General features: G+C 67.9%; 19 protein-coding genes and 1 tRNA gene. 9 read left to right on the forward strand and 11 right to left on the reverse strand.

The genetic code is table 11. From position 1 onward, the window contains the following. Positions 1–175: 175 nt before the first annotated feature. From AWQ68_RS37090 to AWQ68_RS37095, 3 genes are read right to left on the reverse strand one after another with little or no spacing between them, the layout of a single operon-like run. Complete coding sequence (locus tag AWQ68_RS37090) at positions 176–637, reverse strand: RidA family protein (protein WP_066950440.1); 462 nt, start codon at positions 635–637, stop codon at positions 176–178. Continuing rightward, positions 637–789 (reverse strand): Sp36 family protein, encoded by a 153-nt coding sequence (gene sp36, locus AWQ68_RS43185; RefSeq protein ID WP_157529890.1) that lies wholly within the window; start codon positions 787–789, stop codon positions 637–639. The genes AWQ68_RS37090 and sp36 overlap by 1 nt, the downstream gene beginning before the upstream one ends. Positions 790–845: 56 nt before the next feature. After that, positions 846–1,781 (reverse strand): slipin family protein, encoded by a 936-nt coding sequence (locus tag AWQ68_RS37095; RefSeq protein ID WP_245656479.1) that lies wholly within the window; start codon positions 1,779–1,781, stop codon positions 846–848. A gap of 233 nt (positions 1,782–2,014) precedes the next feature. Between AWQ68_RS37095 and bagA the strand changes: the two genes are divergently transcribed. Both bagA and AWQ68_RS37105 read left to right on the forward strand, forming a co-directional pair. Continuing rightward, positions 2,015–3,019 (forward strand): ATPase BagA, encoded by a 1,005-nt coding sequence (bagA, locus tag AWQ68_RS37100; RefSeq protein ID WP_066950446.1) that lies wholly within the window; start codon positions 2,015–2,017, stop codon positions 3,017–3,019. A gap of 73 nt (positions 3,020–3,092) precedes the next feature. Next, positions 3,093–4,286 carry an ArsA family ATPase gene (locus tag AWQ68_RS37105; RefSeq protein ID WP_066950449.1) on the forward strand — a complete coding sequence of 398 codons (1,194 nt, stop codon included), beginning with the start codon at positions 3,093–3,095 and terminating at the stop codon, positions 4,284–4,286. A gap of 32 nt (positions 4,287–4,318) precedes the next feature. On the opposite strand, the gene AWQ68_RS37110 is transcribed toward AWQ68_RS37105, so the two are convergent. Continuing rightward, the gene (locus tag AWQ68_RS37110) at positions 4,319–4,615 is read right to left on the reverse strand and encodes a WhiB family transcriptional regulator (RefSeq protein WP_061253934.1); all 297 of its coding nucleotides are present in this window, start codon (positions 4,613–4,615) and stop codon (positions 4,319–4,321) included. Positions 4,616–4,873: 258 nt separating this feature from the next. Between AWQ68_RS37110 and AWQ68_RS37115 the strand changes: the two genes are divergently transcribed. Continuing rightward, positions 4,874–7,090 (forward strand): transglycosylase domain-containing protein, encoded by a 2,217-nt coding sequence (locus AWQ68_RS37115; RefSeq protein ID WP_066950452.1) that lies wholly within the window; start codon positions 4,874–4,876, stop codon positions 7,088–7,090. Between the two features lie 191 nt (positions 7,091–7,281). Here the strand turns inward: AWQ68_RS37115 and AWQ68_RS37120 are convergent, their stop codons facing one another. Continuing rightward, complete coding sequence (locus AWQ68_RS37120) at positions 7,282–7,737, reverse strand: GatB/YqeY domain-containing protein (RefSeq protein ID WP_066950455.1); 456 nt, start codon at positions 7,735–7,737, stop codon at positions 7,282–7,284. Positions 7,738–7,818: 81 nt separating this feature from the next. Here AWQ68_RS37120 and AWQ68_RS37125 point away from each other — a divergent pair, with 81 nt between their 5' ends. The 3 genes from AWQ68_RS37125 to AWQ68_RS37135 all read left to right on the forward strand — a co-directional run bounded on the left by AWQ68_RS37125 (position 7,819) and on the right by AWQ68_RS37135 (position 10,208). After that, positions 7,819–8,721, forward strand: a complete 903-nt coding sequence (locus tag AWQ68_RS37125; protein ID WP_066950458.1) for a metallophosphoesterase — start codon at positions 7,819–7,821, stop codon at positions 8,719–8,721. Between the two features lie 82 nt (positions 8,722–8,803). After that, positions 8,804–8,877 (forward strand) — tRNA-Pro (locus AWQ68_RS37130). A 1,124-nt stretch (positions 8,878–10,001) separates the two neighbouring features. Then, the gene (locus tag AWQ68_RS37135; RefSeq protein WP_061253952.1) at positions 10,002–10,208 is read left to right on the forward strand and encodes a cold-shock protein; all 207 of its coding nucleotides are present in this window, start codon (positions 10,002–10,004) and stop codon (positions 10,206–10,208) included. Between the two features lie 278 nt (positions 10,209–10,486). Here the strand turns inward: AWQ68_RS37135 and AWQ68_RS45465 are convergent, their stop codons facing one another. Next, a complete protein-coding gene (locus AWQ68_RS45465; protein WP_245656481.1) occupies positions 10,487–10,888 on the reverse strand; it encodes a helix-turn-helix domain-containing protein in 402 nt (133 codons plus the stop codon). Positions 10,889–11,378: 490 nt separating this feature from the next. Between AWQ68_RS45465 and AWQ68_RS37145 the strand changes: the two genes are divergently transcribed. Beyond that, positions 11,379–11,678, forward strand: a complete 300-nt coding sequence (locus AWQ68_RS37145) for a tyrosine-type recombinase/integrase (RefSeq protein ID WP_066950461.1) — start codon at positions 11,379–11,381, stop codon at positions 11,676–11,678. 306 nt (positions 11,679–11,984) lie between these two features. Here the strand turns inward: AWQ68_RS37145 and AWQ68_RS37150 are convergent, their stop codons facing one another. The 3 genes from AWQ68_RS37150 to AWQ68_RS37160 form a co-directional block, all read right to left on the reverse strand. Beyond that, positions 11,985–12,221: a helix-turn-helix domain-containing protein gene (locus AWQ68_RS37150; RefSeq protein ID WP_066950463.1), complete on the reverse strand. Its 237-nt coding sequence runs from the start codon at positions 12,219–12,221 to the stop codon at positions 11,985–11,987. Continuing rightward, positions 12,218–13,462 (reverse strand): tyrosine-type recombinase/integrase, encoded by a 1,245-nt coding sequence (locus AWQ68_RS37155; protein WP_066950466.1) that lies wholly within the window; start codon positions 13,460–13,462, stop codon positions 12,218–12,220. Before AWQ68_RS37155 ends, AWQ68_RS37150 begins: the two co-directional genes overlap by 4 nt. 413 nt (positions 13,463–13,875) lie before the next feature. Next, positions 13,876–14,388: a hypothetical protein gene (locus AWQ68_RS37160; protein ID WP_066950469.1), complete on the reverse strand. Its 513-nt coding sequence runs from the start codon at positions 14,386–14,388 to the stop codon at positions 13,876–13,878. Between the two features lie 112 nt (positions 14,389–14,500). On the opposite strand from AWQ68_RS37160, the gene AWQ68_RS37165 reads away from it, so the two are divergent. After that, complete coding sequence (locus tag AWQ68_RS37165) at positions 14,501–17,839, forward strand: WD40 repeat domain-containing serine/threonine protein kinase (RefSeq protein ID WP_169809061.1); 3,339 nt, start codon at positions 14,501–14,503, stop codon at positions 17,837–17,839. Positions 17,840–18,929: 1,090 nt separating this feature from the next. Here AWQ68_RS37165 and AWQ68_RS37175 read toward each other — a convergent pair. Both AWQ68_RS37175 and AWQ68_RS37180 read right to left on the reverse strand, forming a co-directional pair. Continuing rightward, entirely contained in the window at positions 18,930–19,556 is a 627-nt protein-coding gene (locus AWQ68_RS37175) for a hypothetical protein (RefSeq protein WP_066950477.1), read from the reverse strand. A gap of 307 nt (positions 19,557–19,863) precedes the next feature. Then, positions 19,864–20,175: a transposase family protein gene (locus AWQ68_RS37180; protein ID WP_066950480.1), complete on the reverse strand. Its 312-nt coding sequence runs from the start codon at positions 20,173–20,175 to the stop codon at positions 19,864–19,866. A 199-nt stretch (positions 20,176–20,374) separates the two neighbouring features. On the opposite strand from AWQ68_RS37180, the gene AWQ68_RS37185 reads away from it, so the two are divergent. Continuing rightward, positions 20,375–20,932 (forward strand): GNAT family N-acetyltransferase, encoded by a 558-nt coding sequence (locus AWQ68_RS37185; protein WP_084464828.1) that lies wholly within the window; start codon positions 20,375–20,377, stop codon positions 20,930–20,932. The last annotated feature ends 18 nt before the right edge of the window (positions 20,933–20,950 follow it).

Below are 20,950 nucleotides of genomic sequence, written 5' to 3' on the forward strand. Positions count from 1 at the left end.
CGCGGTAGCGCCTCTGGTGACCAATCATGACGCGTACGAAAATGCCGGGTATATCCGGCGGGATGTCACTTCCCCGCTCGCGAGACGCCGGAACGCCGTGCTCCGGCGGCGATCACGCGAGGAGTGCGCCCGCAGGCGGACACCCCGCGCGTGATCACACCGCGTACAAGGAGGGTCAGCGGACCTCGGCGACCAGCTCGACCTCAACCGGGGCGTCCATCGGGAGGACCGCCACGCCGACGGCGCTGCGCGCGTGCTTGCCGGCGTCCCCGAGGATCTCCCCGAGCAGCTCGCTGGCGCCGTTGGCGACCTGCGGCTGGCCGGTGAAGCCCGGAGCGCTCGCCACGAAGGCGACGACCTTCACGATCCTGACGACGTTCGACAGGTCGCCGACCACGGACTTCACCGCGGCCAGGGCGTTCAGCGCGCAGATCCGCGCCTGCGCCGCGGCCTCCTCGGCGGAGACCTCGGCCCCGACCTTGCCGGTGACGGCCAGCTTGCCTCCGACCATCGGGAGCTGGCCGGAGGTGTAGACGTAGTCACCGGTGCGTACGGCCGGCACGTAGGCGGCGAGCGGAGCCACCACCTCAGGCAGGGTGAGGCCCAGGTCGGCGATGCGCTGCTCGGGCGTGGTCATCACTTCTCCCGCTTCATGTAGGCGACAAGCTGCTCGGGGTTCGGACCCGGGATGACGGAGACCAGCTCCCAGCCGTCCTCGCCCCAGTTGTCCAGAATCTGTTTCGTCGCGTGCGTCAGCAACGGCACGGTGACGTATTCCCACTTGGTCATGGGGCCAGGTTAGCGACGGTTCATCCGCAGCGCCCCAGGGGCCGATCGCCTGCGAGTCAGTGAGTGTCGCGGTCCCAGACGGGACTCTGGACGGTCGGAGCGCGGTCCGCCTCGCCCGTCGTACCGGGAAGGCCGGACAGGCCGGGAACGGCGGTCTGGGACTCGATCGCGGGCAGTTCGTCCATGACCTCCTCCACCGACTCGGGCTCCTCCGGCGACGCCGCGCCAGGCTTGGCCGCGTCGGGAGCCATCCGGTCGAAGAAGCGCAGCATCTCGACGGGCAGCGGCATGACGAGGGTGCTGTTCTTCTCCGCGGCGACCTCCACCACGGTCTGCAGCAGGCGCAGCTGCAGGGCGGCGGGGTCGGACGACATCTCCTTGGCGGCGGCGGCCAGCCGCTTGGACGCCTGGAACTCGCCGTCGGCGGTGATGATGCGGGCGCGGCGCTCACGCTCGGCCTCGGCCTGGCGGGACATCGACCGCTTCATGCCCTCGGGGAGCGCCACGTCCTTGATCTCGACCCGCTCGATCCTGACGCCCCAGGGCCCCTCGGTCGGCTCGTCGATCACGTTCTTGAGCCGGGCGTTCAGCGCGTCACGGTCGGACAGGAGCTGGTCCAGCTCCGACTGGCCGATGACCGACCGCAGCGAGGTCTGGGCGACCTGCGACACCGCGAAGAGGTAGTTCTGCACGTTGACGACGGCCTTGATCGGGTCGATGACCCGGAAGTAGACGACGGCGTCCACCCGGACCGAGACGTTGTCCTTGGTGATCCCCTCCTGGGCGGGGATGCCCATCGTGACGATCTGCATGTTGACCTTCTGCATCCGGTCGATCATCGGAGCGACCAGGTGGACTCCCGGCCCCCGGACGTTCGACTGGATGCGCCCGAGACGGAAGACGATGCCTGTCTCGAACTGCTGCACGACCCGGATGCTCCGCGCCAGCACGATCAGCATGAAGATCGCCAATAACAGAACAAGCGCGAACACGACCGACTCCACGCTCGCTACCCCTTTCCACCCGTTGTGTAAAAAGCCATGACGTCCGCCCCCAACCCAATCGACGCACAAGCCGTATCGCAAGGGCTCACAAGGGACGGCCTCCGCGAAATCGACATGTGACCTTTGGGTAGCCTTCAAACCGTGAGCGAGCGGAGCGAGCGAACAACCCGGCGCGGCGGCGTCTCCGACGCCATTTCCACGTCCCCTGGCGAGGAGGAGCCGTGAGCTCTCGGGACACCGATTGGGACGGCGTGCGGCTGCACGTCGTCACCGGAAAGGGCGGCACGGGCAAGACCACCGTCGCCGCCGCCCTGGCCCTGGCCCTCGCGGCGGGCGGACGCAAGGTGCTGCTCGTCGAGGTCGAGGGCAGGCAGGGCATCGCCCAGATCTTCGACCTGCCGCCGCTGCCGTACGAGGAGCGCAAGATCGCCGTGGCGCCCGGCGGCGGCGACGTGTACGCCCTGGCGATCGACCCCGAAGAGGCCATGCTCGAATATCTCGAGATGTTCTACGGCCTCAAGCGGATGGGCAAGGCGCTCACCCGGATGGGCGTCGTCGACTTCGCCACCACCATCGCCCCCGGCCTGCGCGACGTCCTCGTCACCGGCAAGACCAGCGAGGCCGTACGCCGTCGCGACAGGTCCGGTCGGCGCGTCTACGACGCGGTCGTGATGGACGCGCCGCCGACCGGACGGATCACCCGGTTCCTCAACGTCACCCAGGAGGTCGCCGGGCTGGCCCGCGTCGGCCCCGTCAAGAACCACGCCGACCTGGTGCGCGGGGTCGTCGCCTCGCCCGAGACGGCGGTGCACTTCGTCTCGCTCCTGGAGGAGATGCCGGTCCAGGAGACGCTGGACGGCATCGCCGAGCTGCACGAGGCCGGGCTGCCGGTCGGCGGCATCTTCATCAACATGGTCCGCCCGGTCGACCTGCCGAAGGACGTGCTGGACGCGGCGGTGAAGAACCGAATCGACCACGCCGAGCTCGCGCTGGGGCTCAAGGCGGCCGGTATCGCCGGAGGTTCCGCCGACGCGACGGCGATCGCCCAGGCCCTCGCCCGGGAGGTCGTCGACCACGCCCACCGTGCCCGCCTGGAGAAGCGGGAACGGGCCACCCTGGCCAAGGCGGGCACGCCACGCTACGAGCTGCCGCTGCTCGCCGACGGCGCCGACCTGGCCGGGCTGTACGAGCTCGCGGAGACCATCCGCGCGCTGGGCGCGGCATGACCCGCCCCCGTACGGCACGGGCGGCCGCCGGTCGGCCCCGGCCCGGCGCGCCCCGACGTGGAAAGGCTGAGCTGTGACCAAGACGGCGCCCGCTCTGGACATCGACGCGATCCTCGACGACGAGAACACGCGCATCATCGTGTGCTGCGGCTCCGGCGGCGTGGGGAAGACGACCACGGCCGCGGCCCTCGGACTGCGCGCGGCCGAGCGGGGCCGGTCCGTGGTCGTGCTGACCGTCGACCCGGCGAAGCGGCTGGCCCAGGCCATGGGGCTGACCGAGCTGGACAACATCCCCCGCCTGGTCAAGGGTGTCCGTTCCCCGGACGGCGCCAAGGGCGGTCACGACGGCTCCCAGGGCTCCCGGGGCAGTTCTCCGGACGGCTCGCGGGGCGAGCTGCACGCCATGATGCTCGACATGAAGCGGACCTTCGACGAGATCATCGAAGCTCACGCCGACCCCGAGCGCGCCCGCCAGATCCTGACAAATCCCTTTTATCAGTCGTTGTCGTCGAGCTTCTCCGGCACGCAGGAGTACATGGCGATGGAGAAGCTGGGGCAGCTCCGCCGCTCCGGCGACTGGGACCTGATCATCGTCGACACGCCCCCGTCCCGGTCCGCGCTCGACTTCCTCGACGCGCCGGAACGGCTCGGCCGGTTCCTCGACGGGCGGCTGATCCGCATCCTCATGGCCCCGGCCAAGGCCGGCGGCAGGAGCGCCTTCAAGCTGCTCAACGCCGGCTTCGGCCTCGTCGCCGGCGCGCTGACGAAGGTGCTGGGCGCCCAGGTGCTCAAGGACATCCAGATGTTCGTCTCGGCCCTCGACGCGGTCTTCGGCGGCTTCCGGCAGCGCGCGGAGCAGACGTACAAGCTGCTCCAGGCGCCGGGGACGGCCTTCGTGATCGTCGCCACGCCGGAGCGTGACGCGATCCGCGAGGCGTCCTACTTCGTCGAGCGGCTGGCCGAGGAGCGGATGCCCCTGGCCGGGCTCGTGATCAACCGGATGCACCGCTCGCCGGCGGCCGCCCTCTCCGCCGCCCGGAGCACCGCGGCGGCGGAGGACCTGGAGGCCCGTGGCGAGCACGATCTGGCCGCCGCCGTCCTGCGACTGCACGCAGGACGGATGCAGCTTGCCGCCCGCGAGCAGCGCGAGCAGGAACACTTCACGTCGGCGCACCCGACCGTGCCGATCGCCCACGTCCCGGCGATGGCCGAGGACGTCCACGATCTGGACGGGCTGCGCGAGATCGGAGAACTCCTCGCCTCATGACCGAGTGAGGAGGGAGGGGACGGACCCCCGACTCATCCGGCGATGAGCTCGTTGGTCCGCTCGTACTCTTCCTTGGCCGACTCCAGCAGGTCGCGCCAGGAGTTCACATCGGGCCGGCGCCTCAATAGCGCGCGGCGTTCCCGCTCTGTCATGCCGCCCCACACCCCGAACTCGATGCGGTTGTCCAGCGCATCGGCGAGGCATTCGGTACGGACCGGGCATCCCCGGCAGATCAGCTTCGCCCGGTTCTGCGCGGCGCCCTGCACGAAGAGCGCGTCAGGATCCGCACCTCGACAGGCGGCACGGGAGGTCCAATCCGTGATCCACATGTTCGACCCCACTCCCCTTAAGGTGGTCAGTCGTCATTTCGGCCGACGGGCGCGGGCGTCGAGCCTCCTGGTTGCATTGCCGCAGAGGAGAACGTACGCAAGATGACGATCTGTTCGACAGACCCGGGCGGACCAATTTCCCGGATGGTCATGTCAGGCCATGTGGCCGGGAATGACTAGTCCTGCCGGTAAGGGCCGACAGTAAAGTGGGCACCTCCGGTAGCGATCGAGTGCCGCGACACGCGTACCCTTGGTAACGTGCAAGCTAAAGGCAAAGCTCAGGCAACGGCGCTCGGTACCGTCCTGCGGCTGTTCGTCGCCGCAGGTGCGGCGGGGGTGCTGGCGGCGGCCATCGCGCTACCGGCTGTCGGCGGCGCGGGCATCACGGTGAAATCCGTCAAAGAAGAGCTGAACATCGGGCCGGAGGAACTCGACGAGCCTCCGCTTCCCGAGAAGACCACTCTGCTCGACGCGGGCGGTAAGCAGATCGCGCAGTTCTATTTCCAGAACCGCGAGTCCGTCCCGCTGGACAAGATCGCACCGATTATGCGGAAGGCCATCGTCGCCATTGAGGACTTCCGCTTCTACGAGCATGGTGCGCTCGATCTTGAGGGCACGAGCCGTGCCCTCGTCAAGAACCTCACCACGGGGGGCGTCACGCAGGGCGGCTCCTCGATCACTCAGCAGTACGTCAAGCAGGTCATCTTCAACAAGGCCGAGACCGACGCGGACAGGGCCGCGGCGCTCGCGCCGACGTTCTCGCGCAAGCTCAACGAGATCCGCTACGCGATGGCCATCGAGAAGAAGTACGCGAAGGACGAGATCCTCAACAGGTATCTCAACATCGCGTACTTCGGTGCCGGATCCTACGGGATCGAGGCGGCCGCCAAGCGGTTCTTCGGAAAGCACGCCTCCGAGCTCGATCTCGTGCAGGCCGCCACGCTGGCCGGAGCCGTACAGAACCCGAACAACACCGACCCGAACCTGGGCAAGGCGTACCGCGACCGCCTCATCGCGCGGCGCAACGTCGTGCTCGACCGCATGGCCGAGCTGAAGATCATCACCAAGGAAGAGGCCACCAAGGCCAAGGCCAAGAAGCTCGGCTACAAGGACAAGCCCATCCCCGGCGGGTGCGAGGAGAGCGAGTTCCCGTACTTCTGCCTGTACGTGCAGAACGAGATCCTGCACGACCCGCAGTTCGGCAAGACCGAGAAGGCCCGGCGGGAGTTCCTGAACCGGGGCGGCCTGACCATCAAGACGACGCTCAACCGCGACATGCAGAAGGCCGCCGAGAAGGCGATCAAGAAGTACGTCCACGCGTCCGACAAGCCGGTGGCGTCCGAGGCGCTCATCCAGCCGGGCACCGGCGCGATCCGGGCCATGGCGGCGAGCCGCAAGTTCGGCACCAACCACAAGAAGAACGAGATGTCGTTCAACGTGGTCGCCGACGCCCTGCACGGCGGTGGAACCGGTTTCCAGGCCGGCTCGACGTTCAAGATGTTCACCCTGGTCACCGCCCTCAAGGAGGGCATGAAGATCGACGACGGCTTCAGCGTCGGCGGCACGTTCCAGGCCAACGGATACTCCGACTTCAAGAACTGCAAGGGCGAGAACGTCGGCGACCCGAGCGCCGTCCAGCACAACTCCGAGGGCGGCAACGGCGGGTTCGAGACCCTGAAGACCGGCACCTGGGGGTCCGTCAACACCTTCTTCATGACGCTGGAGCGGAAGGTCGGTCTCTGCGACGTCGTCAAGACGGCCAAGGACTTCGGCATCAAGCGGGCCGACGGCCAGAAGCTGCGCGAGTTCCAGACCTTCACCCTCGGCTTCAACGAGATGGACCCGGTGACCGTGGCGTCCGCGTACGCGACGCTCGGCGCGCGCGGCAAGTTCTGCGCGCCGATGGCGATCACCGAGATCGTCGACCGGTTCGGCAAGTCCACCGCCTTCAAGCCGGACTGCAAGCAGGCCGTGGAGGCGGAGATCGCCGACGCGACCAGCTACATCCTGAAGGGCGTGTTCACCAACGGCACCATGCGCGGCGTCGGCGGCATCGGCCGCGACGCGGCCGGCAAGACCGGTACCGGTGACCAGTCGCGCACCGTCTGGTTCGCCGGATACACCCCGGACCTCGCCGGAGCGGTCAGCCTCGGCGACCCTCGCGGCCCGGTCCGCTACCCGCTGAGCGGCCAGGTCATGGGCGGGCGTGCCTACGGCTCGGTGTTCGGCGCCACCATCCCGGGGCCGATCTGGAAGGACACCATGCTGGGGGCGCTCAAGGGCATCTCGGCCACGTCGTTCGTCGGGCCCGATATGTCGCGGTTCGGCGGGTGCAGCAGCCAGTGTGCGCCCCGTCGGCCGGAGCGTGACGATCGCGGCGGCGATCGTGGCGACCGCGGCAACGGCAGAGACCACGGCCGAGGCGGGTTCGGCCGCGGGAACGGCGGCGACGACCCGCTCATCCTCGGCAACTGACGAGGCCGCCAGAGGCGGTGGTTCGCGGGCCGGCGGTCGTCACCGTCGGCCCGCGACGCGCTTGTGGCGCCCGTACGCACCGATTCGGGCGGCTTGAGTAGGCGAGCCAATCAACGAGTCAAGCGAGTGGCCTCAGCTCGTTCCTGGCTCGCTTCACGCTCCGAGCGCGGGCGCTTCGGCAGGCGGCCGGGTCAGCCGGCGAGACGGGCGCGTACCGCCTGGGCGACGCGGCCGCCCTCGGCGCGACCCGCGATCTTCGGGTTGAGGACCTTCATGACCTGCCCCATCGCCTTGGGCCCCTCGGCGCCGCTCTCCGCGATCGCCTCGTCCACCAGGCGGTTCAGCTCGTCGTCGGAAAGCTGCGCGGGCAGGTACTCCTCAAGAACGGCCTGCTCGTCCAGCTCGGCCTGCGCCTGGGCGGCCCGTCCGGCGTTCGCGAAGGCCTCGGACGCCTCGCGACGCTTCTTCGCCTCGCGGGTGAGAACCTTGACGATCTCCTCGTCCGAGAGCTCGCGAGCCTCCTTGCCCGCCACCTCCTCGACGTTGACGGCGGCCAGGGCCATACGGATGGTCCGGAGGCGTACCTCGTCGCGGGCCTTCATCGAAGCCGAGAGATCGGCCTTCAGCTTGTCCTTCAACGCACTCATAGGGTCCATCTTGCCGCCTCGGCGGATCGGTTCTCGCCTCGTTATCCCTGAGCCGCGGCGCGGGTCGGGCATGATGGCACTGTGAGGAAAGCTGTCGCGGTACCCCTGTCCCTGCTCGGCCTCGGCGTGGCGGGTCTCGGTTACGCGTCCGTCCTGGAACGTAACTGGTTCCGGCTACGGCGCTTCGACGTTCCCGTACTCGCTCCGGGGCAACGGCCGGTGCGGATCCTGCAGATCTCCGACCTGCACCTCACCCCCCGGCGGTCCCGCCTGATCGACTGGGTGCGCTCACTCGCGTCCCTCCAGCCCGACCTGGTGGTGAACACCGGCGACACGCTCGCCCACCCCGACGCGGTCCCGGCCTACATGCGCGCCGTCGAGCCCCTGCTCGACCGGCCCGGCATGTTCGTGTACGGGTCCAACGACCTTTACGCGCCGCGCCCCAAGAACCCCGCCAGGTACCTCTGGCGTACGTCCAAGAGCGATGGCCGGCAGACCATCCCGAACCTCCCCTGGGACGAGCTGGGGGCCGCGATGACCGCGGCCGGATGGCTGGACATGAACAACACGACCGCGCGCCTCAAGGTGGGCGATCTGGACGTCCACGTCGGCGGCATCCACGACTCGCACATCGACCGCGACCGGTACGACCTGATCGCCGGCCCCGCCCCCGACGACGCCGACCTGCGGCTGGGGGTCATGCACTCCCCCGAACCGCGCAACATGTCGCGGTTCGCCGCTGACGGGTACCAGCTCCTGCTCGCCGGCCACACCCACGGCGGCCAGCTCTGCATCCCCTTCTACGGCGCTCTGGTGACGAACTGCGGCATCGACCGGGCCCGCGTGAAGGGCCTGAGCCGACACGAGACCGCATGGCTGCACGTGTCGGCCGGCCTCGGCACCTCGCCGTACGCACCGGTCCGGTTCGCCTGCCCGCCGGAGGCGACGCTCCTCACGCTCGTCCCCCGGCGGACCACTTCCTGATCGCCGAACCGGCGGATGACACAAGCACGACCAAAGTCCGCTAGACTTTCCGAGGCAAGCAGGGCAACAAGCTCTGTGGCACCGGGGTGTAGCGCAGCTTGGCAGCGCGCTTCGTTCGGGACGAAGAGGCCGTGGGTTCAAATCCCGCCACCCCGACCCGATAGATGCAGGTCAAGGGCCTGATCGCTGGAGACAGCGGTCAGGCCCTTGATCGTTTGACCGTCATTTGACCGTCACTTGACCGTCGGTCTGAACGCCTCCAGGGGGCACCGACAGGTTCAAACGAGTTTTCCTGGACACCTTGATCGCTGCATGATGTCCCGTGCAGGCGAAGCCTTGTTCAGATCAGGAAGGCCGACCAAGCGACCAGCGTCCAACCGCTCAGATGACAGAGCGTCCAGTGATGCCCACCCCTCCTCCGTACGACATGACGCTCGGCGATATCGCCATCAAGCACCCTCGCCTTGGTGCCGTACTCCAAGAGGCACACAGGCGCAGGGCCCGATGTCCACGAGTCAGCTGGAGGACGTCCGTCTCAAAGGTGCGAACCAGTTGCTCCTCCGGCTCGATCAGCTCGTTCAGGCGTTTCATGCCGAACCGCCGCTCAAGCGTGTGGCATTCCTAATCGAACGCAGCATCGCTGACTTCGAGACAGCGCTGGAGGCCACCCTTGCCGGGTACGGAGCCGTCGCCTTCGACGCCATGCGCGCGCCCCGGCGACATCCTCACCGCTGCAGGCCACAACGGCTCTGCCGGCACCCGCGCCGAGCATGAGCTGAGCCTGGCCGACCGGACAACGAAGGCCCACAGGCCCGACAGCCGGTTAGCCGCGACTTCGCGCCCTCATGCCTTGGTGTGGATCGCCGCCATCAATACGGGGAACCCGTAGCTGCGCGGCGGCGGATAGTCAGGGGCCGCCAGGGGCCGGATCGGCAGGTAGCGCACCCCGTCCTGGCGAGCGCCTGGGCGGCCTCGGCGCAGGCAGGCGCGGATGACGGCCGTGGGCCGCGCGGCCTGAGATACGGGGGCGGGAGTGCGGCGCCGCGCGGAATGCGACTCATCCAGGCGGATAGCGGCGGGGTATGCGTATCACGCCTCACGTGTGCTAGGTTGAACGTAGTTGCAGTTGTGGTACCCATAATGAACTTGTGTGCACCTGGCAGATGTAGCCTCAGGTGCATTTTTTGTTTGCCGGTCTTCTCCGGGTGTGGGCCTATCTCGGCGACGCGGAATTCGTGCAGTGCGGATTTCGGCTTTGCACCTATCAAGAGGAGATCAACATGGCTTCTGGCACCGTGAAGTGGTTCAACGCGGAAAAGGGCTTCGGCTTCATCGAGCAGGACGGCGGCGGCGCCGACGTCTTCGCACACTACTCCAACATCGTCTCTCAGGGCGGCTACCGCGAGCTGCGCGAGGGCCAGAAGGTGGCCTTCGATGTCACCCAGGGCCAGAAGGGCCCTCAGGCCGAAAACATCGTTGCCGCCTGACAAATAGCGCCACGTATCAGGGCTCACACCTTCACGGGTGTGAGCCCTGATACGTTTCCGGCTGCTGCATCGCTGCCGCACGAGAATCGGCGGCACGGGATGTCCACCACAGCCCCACAGCTCCTCGATACCAGTAATCGACAGCGTGCGAAACGTTATTACACCTGGCAGGAGGCACGCATCCGGGAGGTCAGGCCAGCGAAAAGCGCGACCACGTCGCCAAGCTGCACACCAAGACCCGGTCAGCCTCACGCTGCCGGGTCTTCTCACCGCCGGTGCTAGTGTCCGGCCGGGCGGTCGCGCGCGTTGTTGATGCGCAGCGCCTCGGCGAGCTGGTCTTCCAAGATGATGATCCGGCAGGCGGCTTCCACAGGAGTGCCCTGATCGACGAGTTCCCGCGCGCGCGCAGCCAGCCGCAGCTGGTAGCGGGAGTAGCGGCGATGGCCGCCGCTGGAGCGTTTCGGCTCGATCAGTTTCGCGGCACCCAGAGCCCGCAGGAACGCGGGGCTGACACCGAGCATCTCCGCGGCCGCGCCCATGCTGTAGGCGGGGTAGTCCTCATCGTCGAACCGATCCTCGAACCGGTCTTCAGCCCTGAATCCAGCCCTGGACCCGGCCGTGTCCGCAATCCTGCCGTGAGCGAGCGTTTCGCCCTCGGCAGCCGAGCGAGGTTGATCCATACATTCCTTTCCATCACACGCACAGGGGGCCCCGGCACCTGTCGCGCCGGGGCCCCGAAGAGTTCAACACCATCTACCGGCCATATCTGGCCGGCTCACTGTTTCCGCATCCGCCGTACTGAGCGGCGGTGATGCGGGGATCGCGGATGCGTGACCGTAGACCACCTTCCCATCCGTGGAATTCCGGTACCCGAGCGGCGAGACTCAGCCGGCAACGGGCGATCCCGATGGCGTCAAACACTCCCTTCATCTCTTTCTTCCGGACCACTATCCGGCTTCACCTGCGGCAGCGCGTCCACGATCAGGGCCCCTAACCACTGCGCTGGCCCGTCACGTCCGACCTTCTGCCATCAACTTCCAACTTCATCTTGCTCCGGGCAGTTCATCGTGGTGCTAGTACTTCCGCTGCCCGGCCGATCCGTTCCTTACGATGCGAGAAACACTAGCCCCAGCGGCCACAAATGTCTACTGCGGCGAACATACATTTTCGGTGTCGAGCGCGGCAGCCTTCCGGCTCTACCTCGCCGGCGCCGGCGGGCCGCTGTCCTATGACGCCGCCCGCCACCGCTGGACCACCTACTGCGCGGCGGCCGGGCTGAACATCGACATGCACCAGCTGCGCCACGCCCACGCCACCGAACTGATCAACTCCGGCGTGTCCATCGAAGCCGTCCGCCGCCGTCTCGGCCACGCCTCCACCGAGACCACCCAGCTATACGCACTGCTGGACGACAAGGTCGCCGACGCCGAGATCCGCGCCGCCCGCCGCCGCGACCGGGTGACGCGCTGAGCTCCACAAGAGCCGCCACACAATGGCGCCGCTGGGGCGACGGCGGAGGAGACGACAGGTCCGCGCAACTCATGGCGGAGCCCTGAACACGCGAGATGCCGCTAACCAGCCCTATTAGCCCTTTCCGGCGTACTTGGTCTGCCCCCAAATGGCCCCGAGGAGTACTGCTCCAGACGGGGTGACAACCAGAGCTGATCATTTGCCTACGGACGTGAGACAGATGCGATGACAAATGCTGCTCGTAGCCTTGCAATCATGGAGAGCCCCTGTCCACGTGTGGCGTCGGGGCTCCCATGACCTCAGGCTTCACGCGCTGGAACCGAAGGCGCTCCGTACGTTCTCTCTGTCGGCTCCGATCAGGACGAGCAACCCGATGGTCGGCACTCGATAGGTGTCACCGACCCTGATGACGCGGCAGGGAAACTCGTCGCGCTGGACGAGGCGATAGGCAGTGTTACGGCTCAGTCCGAGAGCTTGGGCAGCCGTGAGGAGCGGAACGACAGCGGGCAGTGCCTGGACCTCGGCCAGAGTCAACGGTTTCATTGAGCACCCTCCTCACGCCCCTCGGGAAGGTCATCCAGCAGTTCGCATGCATGATCGGCCTGTTGGGAAGCAGCGGGGCTACCCACGGCGCCTATGCATGGCGTACCGACGGGCGCGGGCGTGATCAATCCCCGATGGGCGAGATAGGTCTGGCAGTCGGCGCGGGTCCAGCCGATGGCGAGCAGCGGGAAGACGTTGCGGATGTAGGCCACCTCTGCAGCCCTGGCACGGCGGACCTCGTCCACGCTGAGGCCGATCGCATGCTCGGCGTAGACACCGTCCGGGACGCGACGGGGGTGCGGGTAGCCCAGGAGCGACCGTATGACCGCCCCGACGGGCCTGATCAAATACATGCAGGCGCATGGTCGCTGGGCCACACCCTGTTCCCCATCCGAGTGCAGGCCGGACGGCGCCACGGAGACAGGCAAGCGATCCGGATCGAGGGCGTCGGGGCGGGTGCCCGGGACGGAGACTCGGACGGTCGGGATGCCCGCCTCGACCGCGATCGTCTCCATACGGTCGAGATGCCGCATGACTTCTTTCGATTCCCGCCCGGTGTGCGCGAAGATCGCCGCGTCGAAGCGCGGGATCACCCGGTCGGCGGCGAGCAGCAGGAGCGCGGTGGACCATCGCAGGCCGGTCTCGATGGAGGTCTCCACCAGGAGTTGAGCGTCGGCGTCGGGGAGCGCTCGGTATAGGAGGTCGAACTGCTCGGGCGTGATGATCGTGCGCGGCTTCCGGGGAACGGTGGGCGTCTTCACACCTCGGCACGGGTGGAGATAGGTCACCTGGTCGTTGAGCGCCGTAGTGAAGATCGCGCTCAACAGGACCTTGGCGTACTTGATGGTCGCCGGGCTGACGCCGTTCTTCTTCATGCTGGCGACCCACGCGCGCACGTGCTCGGGAAGGATGTCGATCATCCGCATAGCGCCGAACTCGGGGATCAGGTGCCTGTGGATCGTGTACGTGTAGCTCTGCCGGGTGGTCGCCTCGATCTCGTGATTGGGCAGCCAGGTCTCGAGGACGTACCGCTCGAAGGTCTGCCGCCCGCGCCGCGGATCTCCTACCCGCCCCTGCGCGACCAGGGCCTCGGCATCGCGCCAAGCCTTGTCCGCCTCCTTCTTGCTGGAGAACGTGCCGGCGGACTTCTCCGCGCCCTTGAGGTCCCAGTAGTAGGCCGTGTATCGGGGCTTGCCGTCCCCGCCGGTCCGCTTCCGCGAGTACCCCACTCCGTCGATCACCTCCTTGATCGTTTGACCGTCGTTTGACCGTGGGGCCCGCCGTCACGGATGGGCCCCCTCGGTCACTGCTGGGTATCTAAAAATGCCTATCTACCTGGGATTATACGAACCTTCGATCACTCGACCAGGGGCTGCTATGAACGCGTCATACCCGTTCGGGACGAAGAGGCCGTGGGTTCAAATCCCGCCACCCCGACCCAGAAGTACCAGCTGAGAGGCCGGTTCCGATCTTCGGAGCCGGCCTTCTGCGTTTGCTGAGTGACTATGCCCCGCACGACAGCAGCCAGCCGCTATATAGGAGAGGCCCCTGCCCCGGCACGCCGATGACCGCCTCCTGCCCCAGGCCCAGGCCCACCGTGCAGGATGCGCCCCGGCACGCTCGATCTGCCGCCTGGCAGATCGGGTGGCTTGCCCTATTTCCAGATGGCCTGACGGAGGATGGACGACAGGCCCGGCGTCTTCCAGTGGTCGACGACGATGACCTTCTTGGACTTCATGTACCAGACCCGCTGGGTGTAGGAGAGTTCGGTGCCGCACGACACCGTGAACTGGTTGTAGCGCGCAGGCTTCCCGCCGAAGGACACGTTTCGGCTGCGGACCAGCTTGGCCCCGCTCTCCGTGTGCTTCTTGTCGGGCACGCACTCCATCACCCCACTGCTGGGGTGGTAGAGCTGGCCGACCTGGTACGGGCCGCCCTCGTGGCCGTAGTTCACCTGGTCAGGGCCGCCGAGGAGGAAACTCTTGCACTCGGTGGCCTGTTTGGAGCAGGCGCCGGTGATGACGCGCAGGCCGGAGCCCTCGGCCTTGGTCCGCCAGGTGCTCGGAACCTGGATGGAGAAGCCCTGGAAGGACACCGTCTTGGCCGAGGCCTGAGCGGGGGCGCCGGTCGTTATCAGAGACGCGCTGAGCGCGATAGCCATGATCACGGTCGGTGATCTTATGGGTCGCTTGCACGACGGCGTCAATGACTTTCGAGTGTGTAGAAAACTACAGCTTTTCGACAGAACCTATCCGGCAGTTGAAGCATCTAAAGCTCCCGTGGAAGCTCTGATTCCGGGGGACCCGCAGCGCTTGGGCGAGTACTGGCTGGCCGGTCGCTTAGGCGCCGGCGGGCAGGGTGTGGTCTACGAGGCGTACGCCGAGAACGGCACCCGGGTGGCCATCAAGGTCCTGCACGGCGACCAGGCGGCGCAACTGGCCAAGGAGGCGGCGGCAGCTCAGCGGGTCTCCTCGTTCTGTACTGCCCGGGTCATCGAGGCCGAGCTGGACGGACCGCGACCGTACCTGGTCAGCGAGTACGTCCCGGGCCCCAGTCTGCGCAAGGCGGTCGCCGAGGGCCGCCGCTTCCACGACGGGGACCTGCACCGGCTCGCGACCGCGGTGGCCACGGCGCTGACGGCGATCCACGGGGCCGGCGTCGTCCACCGCGACCTCAAACCGGACAACGTGCTACTCGGGCCCGACGGTCCGCGGGTCATCGACTTCGGCATCGCCAGGACGGCCGAGATGTCGCTGACCGCGACCGGGCTGGTCACCGGCACGCCTACCTACATGGCGCCCGAGGTGTTCTCCGGTCAGCGGGCGGGCCAGCCCGCCGACGTCTTCGCCTGGGGTGGGATCACGTTCTACGCGGCCACCGGCGCCGACCCGTTCGAGGCGGAGAGCCTGGGCGGGGTGATGCACCGCGTGCTGTCGTCGAACCCCGACCTGAGCGCGCTGCCCGAGCTGATGCGCCCGCTGGTGAGCGCGGCGCTCATGAAGGATCCACGCGAGCGCCCAAGTGCCAGGCAATTGCTGCTCGCCCTGGTCAGCGGCGACAGCCGACTCGACACCGCGCGGCTGCTGGCCCAGGGCGGCCGCACCGCGGCCCAGATGGCCGGGCCGGGCGACGACCCGGCGCTCGGCACGCTCGCCGAGGAGTCATACGCGCTGCTCGGCCCGGCCGAGCGCGAGCTGGTCCCCGAGGTGTTGCTGCGGCTGGTCACAGTGGGTGAGCGCGACGAATTGGCGGTCCGGCACGCGGGCATGGCCGAGCTCGTGGAGGGTCGGCCCGCACCCGAGGTCGCGGCCATCACGCGGATCATGGAGGTGTTCGGCTACCTGCTTGGCCGGGACCAGCAGGAGGTCTGGCTGGCCCATCCCGCCCTGCCGCACGCATGGCCGCGGCTGCGCCGCTGGATCGAGGCAAACCGCGACGGTCTGGCAGCGCACCGCCAGATCCGCAACGCCGCGCAGCAGTGGGAAGAGGCGGGACGCAAGGACGGAGATCTCCTCCAGAGCACCAGCCTGGACGGCGCCCTGCAGTGGGCGGCCACCTACCGCAGGAACATCACGCTCTCGCCCGTCGAGCGCGACTTCCTGGAGTCCTCGGTGCGCGTGACCAGGCGTCGTGCCAGGCGGGCCAGGCTGGTCACGCTGAGCCTGGCGGGACTTCTGGTCATTGCGCTGACGGGCGGCGGGCTGGCGGTGTGGCAGGGCAAGGAGGCCGACGCCAAGGCCGAGGAACTGGCGACGGCGTTACGCAGGTCGGAGTCGATCCGCCTCGCCGCACTGGCGGACGCGACCAGGCGCACGGACCCGCGTCTCGGCCTGCTGCTGAGTGTGGCAGCCTGGCGGCTCGCGGGCACGACACAGGCCAGAACGGCGCTGAACGGCGCGCTCGCCCAGCGCGAGCAGGCGATGTTCCGCGACAGCGGTGGCGGGGCGGGTGCACTGACCTACTTCGCCGCCGACGGGCGCACGCTGGTCAGCTTGCGCGGCGGCCTGGCGCGCCTGCTGGACGTTCGCTCGGGCCGGCAGGTCGCGGCGGTCACAGGGCTCGACCTTGGCGGCGGGCCGGTCACGGACCTTGCGTTGACGCCCTCTGGCCGCACGCTCCTTGTGGCGAACGACGAGCGGGCCGGGGCGTGGGACGTCCGCACCGGTGAGGCTGTCGGCACCTGGCCGACTCCCCGGGTGTCGGACCGGATCACCAGGTGGGCCGAGGCCGTCGCCCGGAACGAGGGCACGCGGGTGAGCGTCCGCGCCGGCCACCAATGGGAGGTGGTCCCCGCGGAGCTGTCGTCCCGCACGGGTGTCGTCAGTCCCGACGGCAGGTGGAGAGCGTCGCACGTCCGAGGCAGGCTGGTACTGGCCGACCTCAGGAAGGGCTCGGCGCAGGGGCCCGGAGAAGGGATCGACGACAACGGCGACGCGGTCTTCAGCCGGAACGGGAGGCTGCTGGCGACGGTGTCGCGGGCGAGCATCCGGTTCTGGCGGCTGCCAGGTCTCCAGCCACTTACCAAGGCCCAGGTCCGCGGCGACGGGGACGCCGCCGTCCGGCCGATCGGTGCCTTCGACGGCTCGACGTTCCGCTATCTCATGGGTGACCAGGTCTTCTCACTCGACGTCGCCGACCTGACGGCCGAGGCGGGGCGGGAACCGGTGAGTCGGGCCGTGCTCAGCGGGGACGGGCGATATCTGGTCGTCTCGAACGCCGATGACGCGATCACCGTCCGCTCGCTTGCCACCGGGAAGGACCTGCCTACCATGCCGGGCCCCGTCGCCTTCGCCTTCAGCCCGGACAGCAGGATGGCCGTGGTACACGAGGGCCGGACCAAAGTCCTGGACCCGGCCACGGGGAAGGTCCTGGCGGACTTCGCGGCGGGCGAGCAGAGCTGGGAGGTCGCCTTCAGCCCGGACGGGCGGCGCCTCGCGCTCCTGCTGCCGGCCGGGGTCGGGCACGCGGTGGAGCTCTGGGATTGGGCCGCGCGCCGCAGGCTGTGGCGCACGCCCACGGCGGAGCCCAAGGCGCTCGCGTTCTCCCCGGACGGTCGGCGGCTGGCCGTCGTGGGCCGGGACCAGCGCCTGCTCGACACCGCTTCCGGCGTGCCTATCGGCGAGCCGTTCGGCGAGATCGGCGCCGGCGAATCAGGCAGGCAGGCGTGGTTCACCCGTTCAGGGACGATCCTGATCGTGCACGACTCGCGTGGACGCATCACCCGCTGGGACACCGCCACCCGCCGGAGCGTCGGCCTGCCGGTGCGCGGCGTCTTCGGCACGGGCGCAGCCTACTCTCCCGCAGAAGACCTCATCGCGTTCCCGCAGAGCCAGGGCCGGGTGCTGCTGTTCGACCCGCTCTCGGGCAGCAGCCTCGGCCGCTCCGCCGATACCGGCGGCGGGCTGGACCCCGCGACCGGCCAGGTATGGTCTGCGGCCTTCTCCCCGGACGGTTCACGCGTACTGACCGTCGACGGCCACGCCACGGTCAGGAGCTTCCCCGGCGCGCCGGAGACCGCCGCCCAGGCCGCCTGCACGCGTGCCGGGCGGTCGCTGACGCGGCAGGAGTGGGCGGAGCACGTTCCCGCGCTGCCTTATCTGGAGGTCTGCCCGCGCTGAAGCGTCCACGGGTCCGCGGTTCGGCATGAGTCCCGACGAGGTCGTAGCTGCGCTGGACGGCGCCCAAGCAACGATCTCCGCCGGTTGTGAAGAACAGTTCACCAAGGTAGGCGTGACGACCTACTACACCGATTCCGCGCATCTGGCCTGCGTCGCGGTAGATGCGCTCAACGGTCCGCAAGTCACGCTGGACGGCATGGTGCGTGCTGGGTCGGACGGGTGCCGTCCGAGACGGAGCAGCGGGTCTGGGATCACACGAAGGCGTACGGACTGGACCTGCGCTACACACACGAAGGAAACGCTCTATCGGTGCACCTGGGGCTCATGATGCGCGTGCAGCGGGCAGGGGACGCCGTCCTCAGCCGACCACTCTTCCTCATCCGTGAGTGGGCGATGGAAGTCTGGCACCATATACCCGCTTCCGAGTGGTCGAGGTTTTGATGCCACCGTCTTGAGCGTCCGCCCGCATGCAGGCCCGTGGCCACCCGCACGGCGTTCCAGTCAGCAATGCAGCGGCGATCACTTGAGCACGGCGGACCGACTGGGTGACGAACTGGGTGACAACGGCCATGGACAAGGCCGGATGACGGTGGATCACTGTGGACCGTATCCGCAGGCCAGAGTCCAAATGGCCGGAGGTCATCCCTCGATCTTGATTGCTTCGGGACGAAGAGGCCGTGGGTTCAAATCCCGCCACCCCGACCCGATAGTCGAGGGCCTGATCGCTGGAGACAGCGATCGGGCCTTCGATCGTTTGACCGTCATTTGACCGTCGGTCTGAACGGCGCCTGGGGGCACCGACAGGTCACGCGCTGCATTGCGCGGGCCACTCCAGCGATCGATCCATGTGCCGTTCGGCGTGAGTCCAGCCTGTAGGAAAACCCGGTTGACGTAACCTTCGGCGGCTCCCTGAGCCAAAACCAAGGTTGAGATCACGGCATCTCTCTCACGCTGCCTACGTTCCATAGTCGACAAGCGCGGCTTTGTGCCGTGACCACAAATGTTGGCCGGATTGTGTGACACATCATGTCGGGTCCGGGCCGGCAGCAGGCGCGATCGAGGGTGTGCGGGGGCAGGGCGCGTTCCATCGTCAGGATGGGGCGAGGCGTAGGATCTGGCCGCGGACGCGGTCGTCCAGGTCGGCCTGGAGCAGGCCGTTATTGATGGCAGGGACGCAGTCCATCCAGATCGTCACTGCTGCGGCCGGTCCGTCCGGATAGTCGAATATGAGCCGGATGCCGCGTTCGTCAGCACCTCCTATTCCCTGGCATGAGTTCTGGCTCGGCACGGTGTCCAGAGAGTTCAGCGTCTCGGCCAGGGCACGGGCGATGTCTCTGCCATGCCGTTTGCGGTAGGGCGGCCTTACGTACGTGGCGTCTCTGCACACTGTGAGTCGGCCGGGCTGTCCTGGAACCATCTGCTTGTCCTGCCCCCTTCGGTCGCCGGGGGCCCGGCAGGGGTCGTCCGGCGGTACGGACTGCCAAATTCCGTCCTTGTAGGCGGTGGTGATGGCGGGTCCGGTGTACGAGTTGCTGCCGACCGTGCCGTTGGTGGTCCTCACGCACTGGTTGACCTCCTCGGCGCTGCCTACCCACAGGGCGCGGCCGTTGGGGTAAGCGAACCGGATGAGGTAGTTGGTTATCCGTCCCCCCATCGCCGTGCATGGGCGGCCTATCTTGGCGGTGGTCACCGGGAGGTACGCGAGGTCACGGGCCATCGCCGCCGACTGATCCGTCAGCGTCCGCGAACCGGCCAGCCGCTCGCCACCCGGATGCGCGTTGTCCCCAGGGTAGGCGCAGATGAGGGCCTCACCGGAGAGCCGGGGACGAGCGACTTCTCCACACCGTCGATGTCGGCGGCGGCGGGTACCCAGCCGCCGATGCCGTTGCCGCCCCAGCGCTGCAGACAGGTGGACGGAACGGGCGGTGACTCGCTGACCGATCCCGAGAGCACCACAGCCGCTGTACAGACCCCGGCCGCCGCGAGGCTGAGAGCGACCACATTGACGTTTTCTCAGTGAGTTTTCAGCTGATCCGCCGATGTTCGAAGTGGACGAGGACGAGCGCGGCTCGTACAAGGTCGCCGATCCGGCTGGGGCTGAGCGTGGTGTGTTGCAGGGCTGTCCAGCGTTCGGTGAGGAGGGCGAAGCCGCGTTCGCCGAGGCTGCGCAGCGCCCGTTGCAAGGTGTTGCGCGCGCGGTTGCCGACGCTGAGCACGTTGCCATCGGCGGGTTGCTTGAACGGAACGACGATGCCGTGACCTGCACCTTGACAGCCAGGATCGGCCAGGATGGGCGTGGCCTTGGCGTAATAGGCGATCACGTGGAGCGTCCGCATCGAAGCTCCTCGCATCGGCCTGGATATTCCTGACTAGGCCAGCCATCACCTAACGATGGCTCATGACGCCTGACGGCCGGAGATCACGTACGCCAGGCGAAGCCACGGCCCAAGGCCATGACCTGCTCGACGTTCGGTTGTTGGTCGAGGGCCGATTTCTTGGTGATGCAGGCCGCTGTTCCTATGGGAGACTCGGTGGGTGCTTCTGGAGACACCACGGCTGTACCTACGCCGTTTCCGTCCTGAGGACGTGCGGATGTTCGCCGCCTACCGTTCGGACCCCGCGGTCGCCCGTTATCAGAGTTGGACCGCGCCGGTGTCCCTGGAGTCCGCAGCCTCGCTCGTCGGTGACTTCGCAGCGGGGGAACCTGAGCGCCCCGGATGGTTCCAGTACGCGATCGAACTCAAGGCCGAGGGGTGTCTGGCCGGTGATGTGGGGGTGAACCTGCACGAGAACCGGATGCAGGCAGAGTTGGGCTTCACTCTCGCCCCTCAGTGGCAGGGTCAGGGATATGCCACCGAGGCGGTGCGCGCCGTGGTGCGGGATCTGTTCGAGCGACGCGGCATGCACCGTGTCTCCGCCGAGTGCGACGCCCGCAACGTCAACTCGGTACGGCTCCTGGAGCGGGTGGGCTTCCTGCGGGAGGGATTGCGCCCCCAGCACACCTGGATCAAGGGCGAGTGGACGGACGACCTCCTCTACGGCCTGCTTGTCGACATGTGGGGCCGCTCGACAGCCCACGACAACGCCCACTGACGTTTTCTCAGTGAGTTT

Source organism: Microtetraspora fusca (assembly GCF_001570365.1).
Taxonomy (GTDB): domain Bacteria; phylum Actinomycetota; class Actinomycetes; order Streptosporangiales; family Streptosporangiaceae; genus Microtetraspora; species Microtetraspora fusca.

Excerpts from the sequence above, each read along its gene's own strand:
- AWQ68_RS37090 (WP_066950440.1), bottom strand. The coding sequence starts at position 637 with ATGACCACGCCCGAGCAGCGCATCGCCGACCTGGGCCTCACCCTGCCT.
- sp36 (WP_157529890.1), bottom strand. The coding sequence starts at position 789 with ATGACCAAGTGGGAATACGTCACCGTGCCGTTGCTGACGCACGCGACG.
- AWQ68_RS37110 (WP_061253934.1), bottom strand. The coding sequence starts at position 4,615 with ATGTGGATCACGGATTGGACCTCCCGTGCCGCCTGTCGAGGTGCGGAT.
- AWQ68_RS37120 (WP_066950455.1), bottom strand. The coding sequence starts at position 7,737 with ATGAGTGCGTTGAAGGACAAGCTGAAGGCCGATCTCTCGGCTTCGATG.
- AWQ68_RS37135 (WP_061253952.1), top strand. The coding sequence starts at position 10,002 with ATGGCTTCTGGCACCGTGAAGTGGTTCAACGCGGAAAAGGGCTTCGGC.
- AWQ68_RS45465 (WP_245656481.1), bottom strand. The coding sequence starts at position 10,888 with ATGGATCAACCTCGCTCGGCTGCCGAGGGCGAAACGCTCGCTCACGGC.
- AWQ68_RS37150 (WP_066950463.1), bottom strand. The coding sequence starts at position 12,221 with ATGAAACCGTTGACTCTGGCCGAGGTCCAGGCACTGCCCGCTGTCGTT.
- AWQ68_RS37175 (WP_066950477.1), bottom strand. The coding sequence starts at position 19,556 with ATGGCCCGTGACCTCGCGTACCTCCCGGTGACCACCGCCAAGATAGGC.
- AWQ68_RS37180 (WP_066950480.1), bottom strand. The coding sequence starts at position 20,175 with ATGCGGACGCTCCACGTGATCGCCTATTACGCCAAGGCCACGCCCATC.